The organism is Phenylobacterium sp. (genome assembly GCF_022402485.1).
Classification (GTDB): Bacteria; Pseudomonadota; Alphaproteobacteria; order Caulobacterales; family Caulobacteraceae; genus Phenylobacterium.
Genome location: NZ_JAKRSA010000010.1, coordinates 139,894 through 157,919, shown reverse-complemented (window position 1 = coordinate 157,919; position 18,026 = coordinate 139,894). Strand labels below are relative to the sequence as shown.

Sequence of the window (18,026 nt, the reverse complement as noted above, 5' to 3'; positions counted from 1 at the left end):
GGTGGGCCGGGGGGCCCCCTTGCCCAAATCCCGCCGCCGGGCCAACGTCGGCCCATGAGTCAGCGCAAGTTCCTCGTCATTGCCGACGACACCCCGGAGTTCCAGACCGCCCTGCGGTTCGCCTGCCGGCGGGCCCGCTCCACCGGCGGGCACCTGGCCATGCTGCGGGTGATCGAGCCGGCGGTGTTCGAGCACTGGTCGGGGGTGCGCGAGGAGATCGAGCGCCAGGCCAGAGCTGAGGCCGAGGCCTTCCTGCAGAAAATGGCCGAGTTCGTCATTGCCGAGACCGGGGCACCGCCGGAATTCATCATCGTCAACGCCGAGAGCGCCCGCCAGGCCCTGCGCACCGTCATTGCTGATGATCCTGACATCAAGATCCTGGTCCTGGGGGCGGCCCCCCATGGCCGGGGGCCCGGCCCCCTGGTGTCCTCCATCGCCAAGGAGGGCATCCGCTGGGGCGGGCGGAACCTGCCGGTCACGGTCGTGCCTGGCGAACTGACCGACGAAGAGATCGCCGACCTGGCCTGACCGCATTGCGTCCTTCGAGGCTCGGTGTCACTCGCACCTCAGGATGCGGGCAGACGCACCCCTGCCATACCTGAGCTGCGCCAGGGGTCTTGCGTCGCGGCCCCGCAGAGGCCACATCAGAAGCATGTTTATTCAGACCGAAACCACGCCGAACCCCGAGGTTCTGAAGTTCCTGCCTGGCCGCGAAGTGGCCGGCGAGGGCAGCCATGACTTTCGTGACATGGAGGCGGCCCAGGGCTCGCCCCTGGCCGAAGATCTGTTCGACATCGAAGGCGTCCAACGGGTGTTCTTTGGCCCTGACTTTGTCACGGTGGGCAAGGACGCCCATTCGGCCTGGCCGCACCTGAAGGCGCCAATCCTGGCGGCCATCATGGACCACTTCACCTCCGGCCGGCCTCTGTTCACCGGCGACGCCGCCGCGCAGAACGGCGACGTCGAAGAGGTCTATGAGGGCGAGGTCGCCCAGATCGTTATTGAGATCAAGGAGCTGCTGGACACCCGCATCCGACCCGCCGTGGCCCAGGACGGCGGCGACATTGTCTTCTCCCGCTTTGAGGCCGACACCGGCGTGGTCTGGCTGCACATGAAGGGCGCCTGCGCCGGCTGTCCCTCCTCCACGGCGACGCTCAAGTCCGGGGTGGAGAACATGCTCAAGCATTATGTGCCCGAGGTCACCCGGGTGGAGCAGACGCTCTAGGCTTCCCGTGACACCGGCGGCCTGTTAGGCGGCGCCCATGATCATCCTCGGCCTCGACACCTGCCTGGACGCCTGCTCAGCCGCCGTGCTGAAGGCCGGGCAGGTCTGCGCCACCGCCAGCCACCTCATGGGGCGAGGCCACCAGGAGGCGATTGCCCCCCTGGTCAAGGGCGTCATGGCGCAGGCCGGCCTCGACTTTTCAGACCTGGACCGGGTGGGGGTCACCATTGGTCCGGGCTCCTTTACCGGCCTGCGGGTCGGCCTGGCCTTCGCCAAGGGACTGGGCGCGGCGCTGACCGTGCCGGTGGTGGGCGTCGGAACCCTGGCGGCCCTGGCTGAGCCCCTGTCCGAGGACCTGGTGTTTGCTGTCATCGACGCCAGGCGGGGCCAGGTTTATCTGCAGGCCTTTGCCCAGGGTCGGTCGCTGATGGCCCCTGACGCCCTGGACGTGGACACTGCAGCAGCCCGGATCGCCGAGTTGTCAGCCGGACGCCAGGCCGTGCTGGCGGGCAGTGGCGCGGCCCTTTTGGCCGAGCTGATGCCCGGCGCCCGTCTGATCGGCGCGCCGGCCTGCGATCCAGCCGCCGTCGCCCGGCTGGCCGCCGCACAGACAAGCCCCTCTATCCCCCGGCCGCTATATCTGCGGGCCCCCGACGCTCGCCTGCCCGGCGGGGCCCCGGGCCCGGACATGGCCACCGAGGGGGTCCTTTGAGCAGACCGCACCTGGCCCCAGCCGGGCCTGAGGCCGCGCCCGTCCTGGCGGAATTACACAGCCAGGCCTTCGACAAGGCCTGGAGCGCCCAGGACATCTCCGCCCTGATCGGGGGCGCCGGGGCCTATGCCGTGCTGGCGCAGGACACCGCGCCCCTCGGCATGATCATGGCGCGGGTGCTGTTCGAAGAGGCAGAGATCCTGACCCTGGCCGTGGCACCCAGCGCCCGACGCCGGGGGATCGGGGCCGCCCTGGTCGTCGCTGCGGCCGGGCTCGCCCGCCAAGGCGGTGCCCAGGCCCTGGTGCTGGAGGTGGGCGAGGACAATCCCGCCGCTATCGCCCTCTATGGGGCCTGCGGCTTTGTGCGTGTGGGCCGCCGACGGAACTATTATGATCGCGGCGGCCGACAGATCGACGCCTTGTTGATGAGGCTCGATCTTAACAGCGAGCGCCCTTAGGCCTATTCTTTAGGTTCAGCGACGAGGAGGACCGGCGTGGATCGGATCGAAAATCTCTGCATCGAAAAAGGGATGCGCATGACCGAACAGCGCCGGGTGATCGCCCGGGTGCTCTCGGCCGCCACAGACCATCCCGATGTGGAAGAACTCTACCGCCGGGCCCACCAGGTTGACCCGCACATCTCCATCGCCACGGTCTACCGGACCGTGCGTCTGTTCGAAGAATCCGGAATCATTGCCCGGCACGACTTCCGGGACGGCCGATCGCGCTATGAAGAGGCCACCGATGATCACCATGATCATCTGATCGATATGAAGACCGGCAAGGTGGTGGAGTTCGTCGACCCGGAGATCGAGGCCCTGCAGGAGGCCATCGCCCGTAAGCTTGGCTACCGGCTGGTGGATCACCGGCTTGAGCTCTACGGCATGCCCCTGGACGACTAGGGTGACCGGCGGCGGGGCGAATTTGCTGATCGGCGCGCCGCCGCCCAGATGCCAAAGAGGGTCACCCCTTGAGCGAACCGCTTGAACCCCTCGCCCTGGGACCGCATAAGGCCAGAATGTCCAGACCCGCGCCGGAAAAGCGCCTCTTCATCAAGACCTATGGCTGTCAGATGAATGTCTATGACAGCGAGCGCATGGCCGACGTGCTGGCGCCCCTGGGCTATGGCATGACCGATAGCCCCGAGGGGGCCGATCTGGTGGTGCTGAACACCTGCCATATCCGCGAGAAGGCCACCGAAAAGGTCTATTCGGAGCTGGGTCAGATCAAGCTGATGAAGCAGGCCCGCCAGGCTGAGGGTCAGTCCATGACCATCGCCGTGGCCGGCTGTGTCGCCCAGGCCGAGGGCGAAGAGATCATGCGCCGCCAGCCGGCCGTGGACCTGGTGGTTGGCCCCCAGGCCTATCATCAGCTGCCCGAGCTGATCGCCCGTACCCACCGCGCCCGGGGGGAGCGTCTGGCCGCCGACTTTGCCGCCGAAGACAAGTTCGACGCCCTGCCCGTCGAGCGAAACCCAACCGGCGTCACCGCCTTCCTCACCGTACAGGAGGGCTGTGACAAGTTCTGCACCTTCTGTGTGGTGCCTTATACCCGCGGCGCGGAATGGTCGCGTCCCGCTGCCACCATCCTGGCCGAGGCCGAGAGCCTGGCCCGTCAGGGGGTGCGCGAAGTCACCCTGCTGGGCCAGAACGTCAACGCCTATCGGGACCCCGAGGCCGGCGGCGGGCTGGCGGCCCTGGCCCGGGCGCTGGCGAAGATCCCGGGTCTGGACCGCATCCGCTACACCACCAGCCACCCCCGGGACATGGATGACGATCTGATCGCCGCCCATGGGGAGCTGGAGGCCCTGATGCCCTTCCTGCACCTGCCGGTGCAGTCGGGCTCCGACCGCATCCTCAAGGCCATGAACCGGGGCCATACGGTGGAGGCCTATCTGAAGCTGATCGACAAGATCCGCGCGGCCCGGCCCGACATCGCCATCTCCTCGGACTATATCGTCGGCTTCCCCGGCGAGCGGGACGCCGATTTCGAGGCCACCATGGCCTTGGTCCGGGAAATGGGCCACGCCAGCGCGTTTTCGTTCAAATACTCCCGCCGCCCCGGCACGCCCGCCTCAGCCCTGCCTGGGCAGGTTCCCGAGCCGGTCATGGCTGAGCGGCTGGCGCGGCTGCAGGGCTTGCTGGACGCCCAGCAGGTCGCCTTCAACACCGCCCAGATTGGGGCCACCCTGCCGGTGCTGTTCGAGCGCCCGGGCCGTAATGATGGCCAGCTGGTGGGCCGCAGCCCTTATCTGCAAGGGGTGCACGCCGCCGCAGACCCCGCCCTGATCGGCCAGATCGCCCTGGTGCGTATCGAGGGCGCGAGCAAAAACAGCCTTTCGGGCGTTCTGGCGCAAACGCCGCAAACCGCGCCCGCCCTGGAGCCCATTTGAGCCGCGCACCGGAATTCATCGTCCTCACTGACGCCGCAGCCCGCGCCGTCAGCGGAGCCAGTAGCCGACACGCCGCCCTGATCGAGGACGCCTTTGGCGTTCTGGTGGAAACACCAGGCGGTGGCGTTCAGCTGAGCGGCGATGCCCGCGCAAGGGGGATGGCCAAGCGCGCCATCCAGTCCCTGGCCAGCCGCGCCGACCAGGGACTTGAGGTCAATGAGGCCGATGTTCGGGTGGCCATCGGTCAAGCCCGCATTGGCTCTGGCGCAGCGCCGGGTGGTCTGCCTGTGGGCCGGCGGGGCCAGGTCGCCCCCAAGACCCCGGCCCAGGCCCGCTATCTCAAGGCCCTTGCCGACCATCCCCTGGTTTTCGGTCTTGGTCCGGCGGGAACCGGCAAGACCTTCCTGGCCGTCGCCCATGGGGCGGGCCTGCTGCTGCGCGGCGAGGTGGATCGGCTGATCGTCAGCCGTCCGGCCGTCGAGGCCGGCGAGCGCCTGGGCTTCCTGCCCGGCGACCTGTCCGAAAAGGTTGACCCCTACATGGCACCGGTCTGGGAAGCGCTCACCGATATCATGGGGGTGGATCAGTTCCGCCGGCGCCGGGAGAAGGGCGAGATCGAGCTTGCCCCCATCGCCTTCATGCGCGGCCGCACCCTGTCCCATGCCTTTGTCATCGTGGACGAAGCCCAGAACGCCACGCGGCTGCAGATGAAGATGGTCCTGACCCGCCTCGGGGAAGGGGCGCGGATGGCCGTCACCGGCGATCCCAGCCAGGTCGACCTGGTCAATATCCGCGACTCCGGTCTGGCTCATGCGGTCAAGCTGCTGGACGGGGTAGAAGGGGTGGGTGTGGCCCGGTTCGCCGCCGAGGATGTGGTGCGTCATCCCCTGGTGGAGCGGATCGTGCGGGCCTACGAGGCCGACGCCGCCAAGTCGTCGGGGCGTCCCGATTGATCGATATCGAAATTGAAGATGACGCCTGGGCTGAGGCCCTGCCGGACGCCATCATTCTGGTCAGGGCCGCCGCCCTGGCCGCCCTGGACGGGGCCAAGGCCCGACCCGCGACCCTCCACGACGACACAGGCCTGGTGGCGGTGCTGTTGACAGACGACGAGGCCGTGGCCGATCTGAACAGCGAGTATCGCCGAAAAGCCGGGCCCACCAATGTCCTGTCCTTCCCGGCCTCACAGAATCCTGAGGGTTTTCTTGGGGATCTGGCGCTGGCCTACGGGGTTTGCGCACGGGAAGCTGAGCAGCAGAACAAGTCTCTGGCCGATCATTTGCAGCACCTAGTGGCGCATGGCGTCCTGCATCTAGTAGGCTATGACCATATGAACGAGGACGAGGCCGCCGACATGGAGGGCCTGGAACGGCGAATTCTCGCCGGACTGGGGGTTCCTGATCCTTATGCGGCCGAACAGGGAGACCATGACTAGCTCGGAAGATCGAAGTCCGCCCGAACCCGACCCCCCCCGACAGGGCGGCGGCTTTCGGGCCATTTTCAAACGGTTTGGCCGCCCAGGCGGCACCACAGACCCGAGGGTCGACTCTGTCGATCCGGACAACCGCATGGTGCGACAGGCCGTCGCCTTTCAGTCCCTGCGGGTTGACGACGTGATGACGCCTCGGGCCGACATTGTCGGCGTCGAACTCACAGCGCCCTTTGGCGAGGTGGTCGACCGCTTCATCGACGCCGAGCATTCTCGAATGCCCATCTTCCGCGAGACCCTGGATGACCCGGTGGGCGTGGTGCACGTCAAGGACGTCTTCCGCCTGCTCTCAGCCAATGGCTCCGGTCCAAAGGCCGACGAAGCCTTTCTCCACCGGGTCCGCCGGGACGCGCTCTATGTGCCAGCCTCCATGCGCGCCGCCGATCTGCTGCTGCAGATGCAAGCCGCCCGCACCCACATGGCTCTGGTGATCGACGAGTTCGGTGGCACCGACGGCCTGGTGACCCTGGAAGACCTGATTGAGGCGGTCGTCGGCGACATTGATGACGAGCATGACGTGGCCCAGGCGAGGTCCATCCTTGCCCGGCCCGGCGGGGTGTTCGAAGCTGACGCCCGAACCCCCCTGGAAGAGCTCGAGGCGGCCGTGGGCCAGCCCCTCGCCCCCCCGGATCTGGAGGAGGAGATTGATACCGTTGCAGGCCTGGTGACCGCCCTGGCGGGACGCGTGCCACAACGCGGCGAGTTGATCGCCCACCCTGCGGGCTTTGAGCTTCAGGTCATGGACGCCGATCCCCGGCGGGTGAAGCGGGTTCGCCTGCGACCGACCCCCGCCGCTTCCGTCGCCACGGCGGCGACCCAGTCAGCCGACAACGGCTAAGACCCGTTGTCCCCCCTGATCGACCTCTACCAGCGCACGGAGTCTCACCCCATCGGACGGGGGCTCCTGGCGCTAGGGGCAGGGCTGGCCGCAGCCTTGGCCCATCCTCCCTTCGGGGTGTTGTTTGGCCTTCTGGGTTTTGCCCTGCTCCTGCGCCTGGGGGATCAGGCCGGGCCAGATCGCCCCCTGGCCTCGGCCTTCTTCCGGGGCTGGCTGGCGGGCTTGGGTTACTTCGCGCTCAGTGTCTGGTGGGTGACCGAGGCCTTCCTGGTGGACGCCGCAGCCCACGGCTGGATGGCGCCCTTCGCCCTGATCCTTCTGGCGGGGGGCCTGGCGTTATTCTGGGGGGCAGGACTCTGGCTCTATCGCCTGGCGCGACCCCAAGGGCCGGCTCGCGTGCTGGTGTTCGCCGGCGCCCTGGCCCTGGCTGAGTGGATCAGAGGCCATGTGTTCACGGGCTTTCCCTGGAACCTGCCCGGCGAAGCCTGGCGGGCCGGCGGGGCACCCTCACAGACTGCCGCCTTGGTGGGGGCCTATGGGCTCACCTGGATCACCCTGGTGATTGCGGCGACGCCGGGGGTCCTGCCGGGCCTGGCGCGCCGACAGGCTCTGGCGGTGGGGGGAGCCGCGGTGGCCGTACTGGCCGCGCTCTATGGCGGCGGTGCCTGGCGCCTCGCCACGGCGCCCGCGGCCAATGAGGCCGCGCCCTTGATCCGCATCGTCCAGGCTGACGTAGACCAGAAGTCCAAGTGGCGACCGGAAAATCTTGACCTGATCTTCGATGACTATCTGACCCTGAGCGCCCAGCCGGCCTCGCGCCAGCCTGACGTCATCATCTGGCCTGAGGGTGCGCTACCCGCCATTCTCGATGACCTGCTGGCCCCAGGGGAGCCCTATCCCGCCAGGCTGATCGCCGCCCTGGCTCCGGGCCAGGTGCTCATGCTGGGCGCCAATCGAGCCGGCTTAGGCGAAGATGGCGCATTCGAGTATTTCAATACCCTGGTGGCGTTCCAACCCACCGAGCCCCAAGGGGCGCAACCTGCGGGGCTGGAGGTCCTGGGGATCTACGATAAGCACCGGCTGGTTCCCTTTGGAGAATATCTCCCCCTGGGCGACCTCATGACCCGCCTGGGTCTTCGCAGCCTCGTCAATATGCCCGCCGACTTCACCCCGGGGCCGCCGCCGCAGCCGCTGGTCCTGTCGGGCCTGCCGCCGGTTCAGCCCCTGATCTGCTATGAGGCCCTGTTCCCCCGCTTTACGGCCCAGGCCGGAGGTCGGGCCGGCGTGCGCGCGGAATGGATCCTGAATGTCTCCAATGACGCCTGGTTCGGCGCCACCAGCGGCCCCTGGCAACACCTGAATCTGGCCAGCTACCGGGCCATTGAGGAGGGCGTGCCCATGGTGCGCTCCACGCCCACCGGCGTGTCCGGGGTGATCGACTCCCGGGGCCGGCTGCAGGCGGGGGCGTGGATGAGCCAGGGTCGGCGGGGGGTGATCGATGCGCCCCTGCCGCCCCCGGACGGCCCCACACTGTTTGCCCGGCTTGGCAACGCGCCCTTCGCCATCATGCTGCTCCTTTCAGCGGCCATGGTGGGGCTCTCGCGGCTGCCGCGACGCTAAGCACAGCCTCACGGCCACATCGGTTTGGCGCATAGCGTCTGCCAAGGGATTGGGGACCAAGTTCGGAAGAGGGATCGCCATGACCAAGGACCCCGACCAGGACCGCGCCCCCAACCCCATTGACCGGCATGTGGGCCTGCGAATCCGCATGCGCCGCAAGGAGCTCGGGATCAGCCAGGAGCGCCTCGCCGACGCCATCGGCCTGACCTTCCAGCAGATCCAGAAGTATGAGCGCGCTGCCAATAGGGTCAGCGCCTCCAAGCTCTGGGAGATGGCCCGGGCCCTGAAAACCTCGGTCGGCTATTTCTACGAAGGCCTTGGCGACCCCGGCCTGATGAGCGGCGGCGACCACGAGGATGGGCGCGACATCATCCACGACTTTCTACTGACGCCTGAGGGCATGGAGCTGGCCACCCTGTTTCCGCAGGTGCGCCGGCCCAGAGTCCGTCGACGACTGCTGGACCTGGTGCGGACCATGGCCGAGGACGCTGATCTTTCCGACCCGGAGCCGATGGTCCTGGAAGAAGACTGACAGGCCGCTTGCCGGATATAAAGATTTCTTTATAGGATGCCCGCAGAGTTCCCGGCCCGCCACGAGCGCGGCCGCTGACGCCTGACTGGAGCCCCGATTTTGAGCCGTTCCTCCTATATCTTCACCAGCGAAAGCGTCTCCGAAGGTCACCCTGACAAGGTCGCCGACCGGATTTCCGACACGGTCGTTGACGCCTTCATCGCCGCCGAACCCCAGGCCCGCGTGGCCTGCGAAACCCTGGTGACCACCAATCGTATTGTCCTGGCCGGCGAGGTCCGCGCGGGCCGTCCCGGTGCGTCGAAGGCCGAGAACAAGGCCCTGACCAAGGAGATCGTTGCCAGCCTGGAGCCCAAGGTCCGCCAAGCGGTCAAGGACATCGGCTATGAGCAGAAGGGCTTTCATTGGGAGAAAGCCAAGTTCGCCTGCTATCTGCACCCTCAGTCCGAGCACATCGCCCAGGGCGTCGACGCCAGCGACAAGAAGGACGAGGGCGCCGGCGATCAGGGCATCATGTTCGGCTATGCCTGCGACGAGACGCCCGAGCTGATGCCGGCGACCCTGCAATATTCCCACAATATCCTTCGCCGTCTGGCTGAGGTGCGCCACTCGGGTGAATGCCCCGTGCTGGAGCCGGACGCCAAGAGCCAGGTCACCCTGCGCTATGAGGACGGCCAGCCGGTGGAAGTGCTGAAGATCGTCGTCTCCACCCAGCACAAGAAGAAGATCGGGGACCTGTCGGCGAGCCCCAAGCGGATCCAGGAAGCGATCCGTCCCTATGTTGAGGGCGTGATCGCCGATGGCCTGATCACCCGTAAGACCCAGTGGCTGGTCAATCCCACCGGCAAGTTCGAGATTGGCGGCCCCGACGGGGATGCGGGTCTCACCGGTCGCAAGATCATCGTCGACACCTATGGCGGTGCCGCCCCCCATGGCGGCGGTGCCTTCTCAGGCAAGGACCCCACCAAGGTGGACCGCTCAGCCGCCTATGCCTGCCGCTACCTGGCCAAGAATGTGGTGGCCGCGAGTCTGGCCCGGCGCTGCACCATTCAGATCAGCTACGCCATCGGCGTGGCTCAGCCCCTGTCGTTCTATGTGGACCTGCACGGGTCTGACACGGTGGACCCCGCCAAGCTGGAGGCCGTGCTGCCGCAACTGATCGGCGGCGCCACACCCCGGGCCATCCGTGAGCATCTGGGCCTGAACCGCCCGATCTATGCCCGCACGGCGGCCTATGGCCACTTCGGCCGCGCCCCCGACAAGGACGGCGGCTTCTCCTGGGAGAAGACCGACCTCGTGGACCAGCTGAAGAGCCTGGCCTGAGCCTCGGGGCATGATGCGCTTAGACCTCATCGTCTGAGCGCGCACTTGGACCGGTGCGCCGGCCCCGCGACAGGGGCCGCGCGCCGGTCTATGGCTTTCACAACATGACCACTGATCCCCACCCCCCGATGCGCTCCTTCGGGCGCATCAAGTCGCGCCCGATCAAGCCGCGCCAGGCCGCCCTGATGGACAGCCTGCTGCCCCAGATCCGTTGCCCCTCAGGCGCCTTTGATCCCCGCAGCTTGCAGCCTGGGGCTCAGGCCATTTGGCTGGAAATTGGCTTTGGCGGCGGAGAGCACATGGCTGCCCAGGCCGCCCGGACGCCGGAGACCCTGATCCTGGGGGCTGAGCCCTTTCAGAACGGGGTGGCCAGCGCCCTGCGCCACATTGATGAGCTGGGCCTTGGCAATGTCCGCCTGCACGACGGAGATGTCCGCGACCTCATGGGACGGATGCCGGACGCTTGCCTGGACCGGGTGTTCATCCTGTTTCCCGACCCCTGGCCCAAGGCCCGGCATAACAAGCGCCGTCTGGTCCAGACCGACCTGATTGAGGACCTCGCCCGCCTCCTGGTGCCGGGGGGGTGCCTGCGGTTCGCCACCGACTGGGCCGACTATGCCGACTGGACCCTGGAGCGTTTCCTGGCCAGTCCCCACTTTGCATGGCCCGCAGAACGAGCCGCCGACTGGCAGGCTCCGCCGGCCGACCACATCACCACCCGCTATGAGGAGAAGCGCCTGGGGGACTGCGCCCCGGTGTTCCTCGACTTCGTAAGGCTCTGAAGCCAGGACGCAGAAAAGGGCGGCCAGCGAACCGACCGCCCCTGTTGTCCTGGTCCAAGGCCTGAAACAGGCTTTGGGTGCCGCGGCCTATTTGGCGTTCTTGGCCCGTTCGATGCCGGCCCGGATCAGGGCGGCGGTTTCATCGGGGTCAGCCCAGCGGACGATGTCGACGCTCTTGCCCTTTTCCAGGTCCTTATAGTGCTTGAAGAAGTGGGCGATCTGCTCGGTCAGGATGGTGGGCAGACCGCGCCAGGATTCGACGCCGGTATAGAAGGGGTGCAGCTGGTCAACGGGCACGGCCAGGACCTTTTCGTCGGCACCGGCTTCATCGACCATCATCAGGGTGCCCACTGGCCGGCAACGGATGATGGCACCCGGAACCACTGGGGTCGGCCCCACCACCATCACATCCATCGGGTCGCCATCCTCCGACAGGGTGTGGGGAATGAAGCCGTAATTGCCGGGATAGAACATGGCGGTGTGCAGAAACCGGTCGACGAAAATCGCGCCGGACTCCTTGTCGAGCTCGTACTTCACAGGCTCGCCGCCCTGGGGGATCTCGATGACGGCGTTAACGTCGTAGGGCGGATTTACGCCAATGGCGATCTTGGAAAGGTCCATATTGAAAACGACTCTTGTGATCTGTCTCGGGGAGGAGAGGCGCCTCCATAGGGCCAAAACCCCGCCGGGGGAACGGGTTTAGCGGCCAGCCAGCGCCCCGCTTCCCCGGCCTGCGCGGGGTTTAGGCGCAAAACTGGCTCGCCCTGAGCGTGCGCGAGCGCAATCCCCTTCGGGCTGTGGTCACTGGGAGGATGACAAGCCGCTTTCGGGGGCCTATAATTCATCCAACATCGTCCGTTAGCGCTGGATAGCGCTTTCGAGCGGCGGGCTTCGGCCCAGCCGCTTTTTTCTTTGCCTGAGGACGGCTGGAGTGATGCGCGGCAAGACCGCAGATGACCTGAGACTCTTGGAGCTGCTCGACCCCGTGGCCGAGGCGAGCGGCTACGAGATCGTGCGCCTGCGCCTGATGGGTGGCTCTGAGCAGCGGCGGCTGCAGATCATGGCCGAGACCCCCGATGGGGTTATGAATGTCGAAGACTGTGCCGTGCTGTCGCGGTCGATTTCAGAGATCATGGACGCCGCCGATCCCATCACCGGGGAGTATGTGCTGGAAGTCTCTTCCCCAGGGGTCGACCGGCCCCTGACCCGGCTGAAGGACTTTGACGCCTATGAAGGCTATGAGGCCCGGCTGGAACTGGACCGCATGGCCGAAGGCCGAAGGCGCTTTCGGGGCGTCCTGGCCGGAACTGACGAAGGCCAGGTCTGCCTGGACCTGGAGGGCGAGGACGAGACTGTGCTCGTGCCCTTTGACTGGATCGCCGAGGCCAAGCTGGTGCTCAGCGACGAACTGTTGAAACGCGGAGCCGAACAGCGCGCCCAGCGCCTGGCCTCCGACGACCCTGCATCCCACCAAGAGGATTGAACCCATGAGCCTGACCGGCATCTCCGCTAACCGGCTGGAGCTTCTGCAGATCGCCGAGGCGGTGGCCCGCGAGAAATCGATCGACAAGGAGATCGTCATCGAGGCGATCGAGGAGGCGATCCAGAAGGGCGCGCGGGCCCGTTACGGCGCTGAGCACGACATCCGGGTCAATATCGACCCCAAGACCGGCGAGACGCTGATCAAGCGGGTGGTGACCGTGGTCGCCGATGACGCCGCCTGGGACGAAGAGGCCGGTGAAGCTGCGCCGCCTGGGGTGATGCGACTGGCCGAGGCCCTGCGCAGCGACCCCAAGGCCCATGTGGGTCAGGTCTTTGAGGAAATCCTGCCGCCCTTCGAATTTGGCCGCGTGCAGACCCAGATGGCCCGCCAGGTGGTCACCGGTAAGGTCCGCGAGGCCGAGCGCGAGCGCCAGTACGAAGAGTTCAAGGACCGGGTCGGCGAGATCATCAGCGGCGCGGTCAAGCGGGTCGAGTACGGCAATGTGGTCGTCGATCTGGGCCGTGGCGAAGGCATCATGCGCCGGGATCAGTCGATTCCCCGGGAGAATTTCAATATCGGCGACCGGGTCCGCTGCTACATCTATGACGTCCGCCGGGAGGCCAAGGGTCCGCAGATCCTGCTCAGCCGCGCCCATGGCGGCTTCATGGCCAAGCTCTTCGCCCAGGAAGTGCCCGAGGTCTATGACGGGGTGATCGAGATCCGCGCCGTGGCCCGCGATCCCGGCAGCCGCGCCAAGATGGCCGTGGTCTCCAATGACAGCTCCATCGACCCTGTCGGTGCCTGTGTCGGTATGCGCGGCAGCCGGGTCCAGGCTGTGGTTGCTGAACTGCAGGGCGAGAAAATCGACATCATCCAGTGGAGCCCCGACGAGCCCACCTTCATCGTCAACGCCCTGGCCCCGGCCGAGGTGTCCAAGGTGGTGCTGGACGAAGAGGACGAGCGCGTCGAGGTGGTGGTGCCCGACGAGCAGCTGTCCCTGGCCATTGGCCGCCGCGGCCAGAACGTACGCCTGGCCAGCCAGCTGACCGGCTGGCAGATCGACATCATGACCGAAAGCCAGGAGAGCGAGCGCCGCCAGCGCGAGTTCGCCGAGCGCACCGCCCTGTTCCAGGAAGCCCTGGACGTGGACGAGGTGATTGCTCAGCTGCTGGTCACCGAGGGCTTCGCCACCGTTGAAGACGTGGCCTATGTGGACACCAGCGAAGTGGCCTCCATCGAGGGCTTCGATGAGGACACCGCTGAGGAAATCCAGGCGCGTGCCCGGGACTTCCTGGACCGGGAAGCCGCAGAATACGATGCCAAGCGCAAGGGCCTGGGGGTCGAGGACGGTGTCTTGGCCATCACCGGCGTCACCCTGCCGATCGCGGTCGCCCTGGGCGAGGGTGGCGTAAAGACCGTTGAGGATCTGGCCGACCTGACTCCCGACGACCTGCGCGGCTGGTACGAAAGCCGCAACGGCGAGCGGGTCCGCGAAAGCGGTATCCTGGAGAGCTTCAGCCTGGAGCCCGCGGATGCCGAGGCGCTGATTGTCCGCGCCCGGGTGGCCATGGGCTGGATCGAGGCGCCGCCTGAGCCTGAGCCCGATCTCGATGAGGTCGAGCCTGAGCTGACCGAAGAGGAGATGGTGTTTGGTCGCGCTGGCGCGTCCAACGCGCCGACCGCCGCCCAGGACGTTGAGGTCGAAGCCGAGGTTGCGGCGGAAGCCGTGGCGGCGGACAAGGAAGACGAGACCTAGGTCCCGGTGTCCGAGCCCGAACCGAATACGCCAGACCCGGAGCCTGCGGGATCCGACGTCTCGTCGCGGGTCGGGCCGGCCACCTTGGCCCAGGCCGCCAGAGCCCGCCGGGACGTGGTCTCAGGCGAGGTCCGCGAGGAAGCCCAGCTGATCCGCTTTGTGATCGCCCCTGACGGGACGGTGACGCCGGATCTGGGCCGAAAGCTGCCCGGTCGCGGGGTCTGGGTGGCCGCTGACCGGGGCTCGGTGGAGACGGCGGCGCGGAAGAACCTGTTTGCCCGATCCGCCAAGACCCAGGCCAAGGCACCCGCTCTCCTGGCCGACCAGGTCGAAGCGCTCCTGCGGCGCAGGGTGCTGGATGGCCTGGGGTTGGCCCGGCGCAGCGGGGTGCTGATCAACGGGTTCGAGAAGGTCTCGGCGGCCCTGAGCTCGGGTCAGGCCGCCTGGCTGATCGAGGCTGCGGACGGAGCCCCGGACGGACGGCGGAAGATTTTCGCCGCCCTCAGACGGGCGCCAAGGCCCGTTGGGCAACTTGGCCTGTTCACCTCGGCGGAATTGGGTTTGGCCTTGGGCCTGGAGAATGTGATACACACCGCCTTCCTTGCGGGGCGTACCGCCGATCGTTGGGCGTTGGAAGTCCAGCGTCTGGCGGGGTTTCGCCCGCTCCTTCCAGAGAGTTGGCGCGAGGAGCCGTGACGAGACGGGCGGAACCAAGCGGTTCCGCGCGTCGTATCTGTTTGGACGATTAGAAAACGGCCGGGTCTTCCGGTCGGCAAGTAAAGCGAGCGCATGAGCGACGACAACGACAACGGCCGAACCCCTGGCGGACGCCCGCCCCTGACCTTGAAACCCCGCGGCGCGGGTTCGGTCAGCGCAGGGACGGTGAAGCAGAGCTTCAGCCATGGCCGCTCCAAGACAGTGGTCGTGGAGACCAAGCGCCCGCGCACGCATGTGCCAGCCCCGAGCAATCTTGCGGGTCCCTCCTCCTCTGAGCGGCGGGGGTCAGACTCCCGTCCTCCATCGCGCGCTTCAAGCGACGCGTCCGGCCTGTCGGCCGAAGAGGTTCGTGCGCGTCAGGCGGCCATTGATCGCGCCCGCGAGCAGGCTGTCGCTGCCGCCCAGGCCAAGGCCCGGGAAGACCGCGAGCGCGCCGAGCGCGACGCGGCGGCGAAGGCGGCTGAGGCCGCCCAGGCCAAGGCCGCGCAGGCCGCACAGGCCGCCAGCGAACCGGCCAAGCCGGCCGAGGCACCCGCGCCTGAGGTCAAGCCGGCCCCGGCCCCCGTGGCCCAGGCTGAGCCTGCCCCTCCGGCCACACCGGTGGCAGCGGCACCGTCCGCCCCTGCGGCGGAGTCCCGTCCCCGGCCGGCCGCCCAGGCCCCCCGGACCGATGGAGCCCCCCGCGGGGCCGCCACCGGCGGCGGCCAGACCCGGTCCTACACCCCCTCGCCCGAGCGGCGAGACGATCGGGCCAGCACCACCACCTATCGCCCCCCCCGGCCGCGGTTCGACGCCACCAGCTTCAGCCAGCGCGCGCCGCGCCCTGAGCGGGAAGGTGCCCGCGCCGAAGCGCCGCCTGCCGACCGGCCTCGGGAAGACCGCTCGACCCCCCGGGGCGAGCGCCCGGCACCTGCCGGCGGCGATACGGTTCGTTATTCGGCCCTGACGCCTCGGCCTGCGCCGTCGCGCGACGGTCCCCGTGGGGCGGGTCGTCCCGTGGCACCCGGCGCACCGCCTGCGACCCCTGAGGTTCAGCGCGCCGCCCGTCAGGCACCCCGTCCTGGCGCGCCCAATCTTGATCGTCGCCCCGAGGAAGAGGACGACCGTCGCGGCAAGCCCGCAGCCCCCGGCAAGGCCATCAGTCGCGGCAAGGGCGCGCCCCAGCGCCGCGAAGGCCGCCTGACCATCCAGGCCCTGGCTGCCGGCGATGAAGGTGCTGTTGAGCGCATGCGGTCCCTGGCCTCGGTTCGCCGGGCCCGGGAGCGTGAGCGTGAAAAGCGCAAGGGTGGCGGCCAGGAAGCGGCCCGCGTGGCCCGCGAAGTGGTCATTCCCGACGTGATCACGGTGGGCGAGCTGGCCAACCGCATGACCACCCGCGGGGTCGAGGTCATCAAGTTCCTGATGCGTCAGGGCGTGATGATGAAGATCAACGACGTCATCGACTCCGACACCGCCGAACTGGTGGCCACCGAGTTTGGCCATACCGTCAAGCGCGTCTCGGAATCCGACGTCGAGACGGGCTTCCTGTCTGCTGACACCGATGAAACCGACGCGCCCCTGCGCTCGCCGGTGGTGGCGGTCATGGGCCACGTCGACCACGGCAAGACCTCACTGCTGGACGCCCTGCGCTCAGCCGACGTGGCCTCAGGCGAGCACGGCGGCATCACCCAGCACATCGGCGCCTATCAGGTGCGACTGGAAGATGGTCAGCGCGTGACCTTCCTGGACACCCCTGGCCATGCCGCCTTCTCGGCCATGCGGGCCCGGGGTGCCAATGTCACCGACATCGTGATCCTGGTGGTCGCCGCCGATGACGGCGTCATGCCCCAGACGGTGGAGGCCATCCAGCACGCCAAGGCGTCTGGGGCTCCGATCATCGTGGCCATCAACAAGATCGACAAGCCTGACGCCGATCCCACCCGGGTGATCAACGAACTGCTGCAGCACGAGATCGTTGTCGAACGCCTGGGCGGTGTAACCCAGGTGGTTGAGGTGTCTGCCCTGGAAAAGCTCGGCCTGGACGACCTCCTCGAGGCCATCCTGGTGCAGTCCGAAGTCATGGACCTGCGGGCCGATCCTGACCGCACCGCCGAGGGCGTGGTCATCGAGGCCAAGCTCGATCGTGGGCGCGGCGCGGTCTCCACCGTCCTGGTCAAGCGCGGCAGCCTCAAGCGCGGCGACATTGTCGTGGCCGGCTCCAATTGGGGTCGGGTCCGCGCCCTGTTCAACGAGCGCGATGAACAGCTCGACAGCGCCGGCCCCTCCACACCGGTGGAGGTGCTCGGTCTCGACGGCACCCCCGATCCTGGCGAACCCCTCGCCGTGGTTGAGAACGAAGCCCGCGCCCGGGAGATCACCGAATATCGTCAGCGGATGAAGCGCGAGAAGTCCGGTTCGCCGGTGGCTGGCGCATCCCTGGCTGACATGATGGCCAAGCTCGCTGACAAGAAGGTCTCCGAGCTGCCGGTCATCGTGAAGGCCGATGTGCAGGGTTCAGCTGAGGCGATTGTCGGTGCCTTGGACAAGATTTCCACCGACGAAGTGCGCGCCCGGTTGATCCTCTCGGGAGCCGGTGCCATCAGCGAGAGCGATGTGATGCTGGCCAAGGGGGCGGGGTCTCCCATCCTCGGCTTCAACGTCCGTGCCTCGAAGCAGGCCCGCGATCTCGCCGAGCGCGAAGGCGTGGAGATCCGCTACTACTCGATCATCTATGACCTGATCGACGACATCAAAGGCGTGCTGTCGGGCATGCTGTCGCCGATCCAGCGGGAAACCTTCCTGGGCAATGCCGAGGTCCTCCAGGCCTTCGACATCACCAAGGTCGGCCGCGTCGCCGGTTGCCGCGTCACCGAAGGGGTGGTCCGCAAGGGTGCCCGGGTCCGGATCATCCGCGCCGACGTGGTGGTGCTGGAGCTCGGCGTCCTGCAGACGCTCAAGCGCTTCAAGGACGAGGTCAACGAAGTTCCCAACGGCCAGGAATGCGGCATGGCCTTCCAGGGCTTCCAGGACATCAAGGTTGGCGACACCATCGAGTGCTTCAACCTGGAAGAGGTCAAGCGCTACCTCTAGGCCCTCAAAACCTGCCGCGTGCGGGTGAGCCTCAAACGACAGGAGGGCCGGAACGCCAGCAGCGTTCCGGCCCTCTTCAGTGTTTGCCCAA

18 protein-coding genes are annotated in these 18,026 nt (G+C 67.4%); 17 read left to right on the top strand and 1 reads right to left on the bottom strand.

The window, feature by feature from the left end; genetic code table 11:
• Positions 1-54 precede the first annotated feature (54 nt).
• From MH112_RS03235 to trmB, 13 genes are all read left to right on the top strand, one after another.
• Positions 55-528 carry a universal stress protein gene (locus MH112_RS03235; RefSeq protein ID WP_296563737.1) on the top strand — a complete coding sequence of 158 codons (474 nt, stop codon included), beginning with the start codon at positions 55-57 and terminating at the stop codon, positions 526-528.
• A 124-nt stretch (positions 529-652) separates the two neighbouring features.
• Positions 653-1,225 carry a NifU family protein gene (locus MH112_RS03230; RefSeq protein WP_296563734.1) on the top strand — a complete coding sequence of 191 codons (573 nt, stop codon included), beginning with the start codon at positions 653-655 and terminating at the stop codon, positions 1,223-1,225.
• A gap of 40 nt (positions 1,226-1,265) precedes the next feature.
• A complete protein-coding gene (tsaB, locus tag MH112_RS03225) occupies positions 1,266-1,937 on the top strand; it encodes a tRNA (adenosine(37)-N6)-threonylcarbamoyltransferase complex dimerization subunit type 1 TsaB (protein WP_296563965.1) in 672 nt (223 codons plus the stop codon).
• Positions 1,934-2,395: a GNAT family N-acetyltransferase gene (locus MH112_RS03220; RefSeq protein WP_296563731.1), complete on the top strand. Its 462-nt coding sequence runs from the start codon at positions 1,934-1,936 to the stop codon at positions 2,393-2,395. The genes tsaB and MH112_RS03220 overlap by 4 nt, the downstream gene beginning before the upstream one ends.
• Before the next feature lie 36 nt (positions 2,396-2,431).
• Complete coding sequence (locus MH112_RS03215; protein WP_296563726.1) at positions 2,432-2,839, top strand: Fur family transcriptional regulator; 408 nt, start codon at positions 2,432-2,434, stop codon at positions 2,837-2,839.
• A gap of 116 nt (positions 2,840-2,955) precedes the next feature.
• Positions 2,956-4,329: a tRNA (N6-isopentenyl adenosine(37)-C2)-methylthiotransferase MiaB gene (gene miaB / locus MH112_RS03210; protein WP_296563724.1), complete on the top strand. Its 1,374-nt coding sequence runs from the start codon at positions 2,956-2,958 to the stop codon at positions 4,327-4,329.
• Positions 4,326-5,282 (top strand): PhoH family protein, encoded by a 957-nt coding sequence (locus MH112_RS03205; RefSeq protein WP_296563721.1) that lies wholly within the window; start codon positions 4,326-4,328, stop codon positions 5,280-5,282. Before miaB ends, MH112_RS03205 begins: the two co-directional genes overlap by 4 nt.
• Complete coding sequence (gene ybeY, locus MH112_RS03200; RefSeq protein WP_296563717.1) at positions 5,279-5,764, top strand: rRNA maturation RNase YbeY; 486 nt, start codon at positions 5,279-5,281, stop codon at positions 5,762-5,764. Before MH112_RS03205 ends, ybeY begins: the two co-directional genes overlap by 4 nt.
• Before the next feature lie 133 nt (positions 5,765-5,897).
• Positions 5,898-6,656 carry a hemolysin family protein gene (locus tag MH112_RS03195; RefSeq protein WP_296563714.1) on the top strand — a complete coding sequence of 253 codons (759 nt, stop codon included), beginning with the start codon at positions 5,898-5,900 and terminating at the stop codon, positions 6,654-6,656.
• Positions 6,657-6,662: 6 nt separating this feature from the next.
• Positions 6,663-8,276, top strand: a complete 1,614-nt coding sequence (gene lnt / locus MH112_RS03190) for an apolipoprotein N-acyltransferase (protein ID WP_296563712.1) — start codon at positions 6,663-6,665, stop codon at positions 8,274-8,276.
• A gap of 79 nt (positions 8,277-8,355) precedes the next feature.
• Entirely contained in the window at positions 8,356-8,808 is a 453-nt protein-coding gene (locus tag MH112_RS03185; RefSeq protein ID WP_296563708.1) for a helix-turn-helix transcriptional regulator, read from the top strand.
• Between the two features lie 99 nt (positions 8,809-8,907).
• Entirely contained in the window at positions 8,908-10,128 is a 1,221-nt protein-coding gene (gene metK / locus MH112_RS03180) for a methionine adenosyltransferase (protein WP_296563704.1), read from the top strand.
• Between the two features lie 104 nt (positions 10,129-10,232).
• Entirely contained in the window at positions 10,233-10,910 is a 678-nt protein-coding gene (gene trmB, locus MH112_RS03175; protein ID WP_296563700.1) for a tRNA (guanosine(46)-N7)-methyltransferase TrmB, read from the top strand.
• A gap of 87 nt (positions 10,911-10,997) precedes the next feature.
• Here trmB and ppa read toward each other — a convergent pair whose 3' ends face one another.
• Positions 10,998-11,531, bottom strand: a complete 534-nt coding sequence (ppa, locus tag MH112_RS03170; protein ID WP_296563697.1) for an inorganic diphosphatase — start codon at positions 11,529-11,531, stop codon at positions 10,998-11,000.
• 313 nt (positions 11,532-11,844) lie between these two features.
• Here ppa and rimP point away from each other — a divergent pair, with 313 nt between their 5' ends.
• The 4 genes from rimP (at position 11,845) to infB (ending at position 17,935) form a co-directional block, all read left to right on the top strand.
• Positions 11,845-12,393 (top strand): ribosome maturation factor RimP, encoded by a 549-nt coding sequence (rimP, locus tag MH112_RS03165; RefSeq protein ID WP_296563693.1) that lies wholly within the window; start codon positions 11,845-11,847, stop codon positions 12,391-12,393.
• A 4-nt stretch (positions 12,394-12,397) separates the two neighbouring features.
• Positions 12,398-14,149, top strand: coding sequence for a transcription termination factor NusA (gene nusA / locus MH112_RS03160; protein ID WP_296563690.1), 1,752 nt, complete (start codon positions 12,398-12,400; stop codon positions 14,147-14,149).
• A gap of 84 nt (positions 14,150-14,233) precedes the next feature.
• Positions 14,234-14,845 carry an RNA-binding protein gene (locus MH112_RS03155; RefSeq protein ID WP_296563963.1) on the top strand — a complete coding sequence of 204 codons (612 nt, stop codon included), beginning with the start codon at positions 14,234-14,236 and terminating at the stop codon, positions 14,843-14,845.
• 93 nt (positions 14,846-14,938) lie between these two features.
• Positions 14,939-17,935 carry a translation initiation factor IF-2 gene (gene infB / locus MH112_RS03150; RefSeq protein WP_296563687.1) on the top strand — a complete coding sequence of 999 codons (2,997 nt, stop codon included), beginning with the start codon at positions 14,939-14,941 and terminating at the stop codon, positions 17,933-17,935.
• Positions 17,936-18,026: the final 91 nt, after the last annotated feature.

Bases quoted from the DNA above. Each gene is read 5' to 3' on its own strand.
- MH112_RS03235 (WP_296563737.1), top strand. From the start codon at position 55: ATGAGTCAGCGCAAGTTCCTCGTCATTGCCGACGACACCCCGGAGTTC.
- MH112_RS03230 (WP_296563734.1), top strand. From the start codon at position 653: ATGTTTATTCAGACCGAAACCACGCCGAACCCCGAGGTTCTGAAGTTC.
- miaB (WP_296563724.1), top strand. From the start codon at position 2,956: ATGTCCAGACCCGCGCCGGAAAAGCGCCTCTTCATCAAGACCTATGGC.
- MH112_RS03195 (WP_296563714.1), top strand. From the start codon at position 5,898: ATGGTGCGACAGGCCGTCGCCTTTCAGTCCCTGCGGGTTGACGACGTG.
- MH112_RS03185 (WP_296563708.1), top strand. From the start codon at position 8,356: ATGACCAAGGACCCCGACCAGGACCGCGCCCCCAACCCCATTGACCGG.
- trmB (WP_296563700.1), top strand. From the start codon at position 10,233: ATGACCACTGATCCCCACCCCCCGATGCGCTCCTTCGGGCGCATCAAG.
- ppa (WP_296563697.1), bottom strand. From the start codon at position 11,531: ATGGACCTTTCCAAGATCGCCATTGGCGTAAATCCGCCCTACGACGTT.
- rimP (WP_296563693.1), top strand. From the start codon at position 11,845: ATGCGCGGCAAGACCGCAGATGACCTGAGACTCTTGGAGCTGCTCGAC.
- nusA (WP_296563690.1), top strand. From the start codon at position 12,398: ATGAGCCTGACCGGCATCTCCGCTAACCGGCTGGAGCTTCTGCAGATC.
- infB (WP_296563687.1), top strand. From the start codon at position 14,939: ATGAGCGACGACAACGACAACGGCCGAACCCCTGGCGGACGCCCGCCC.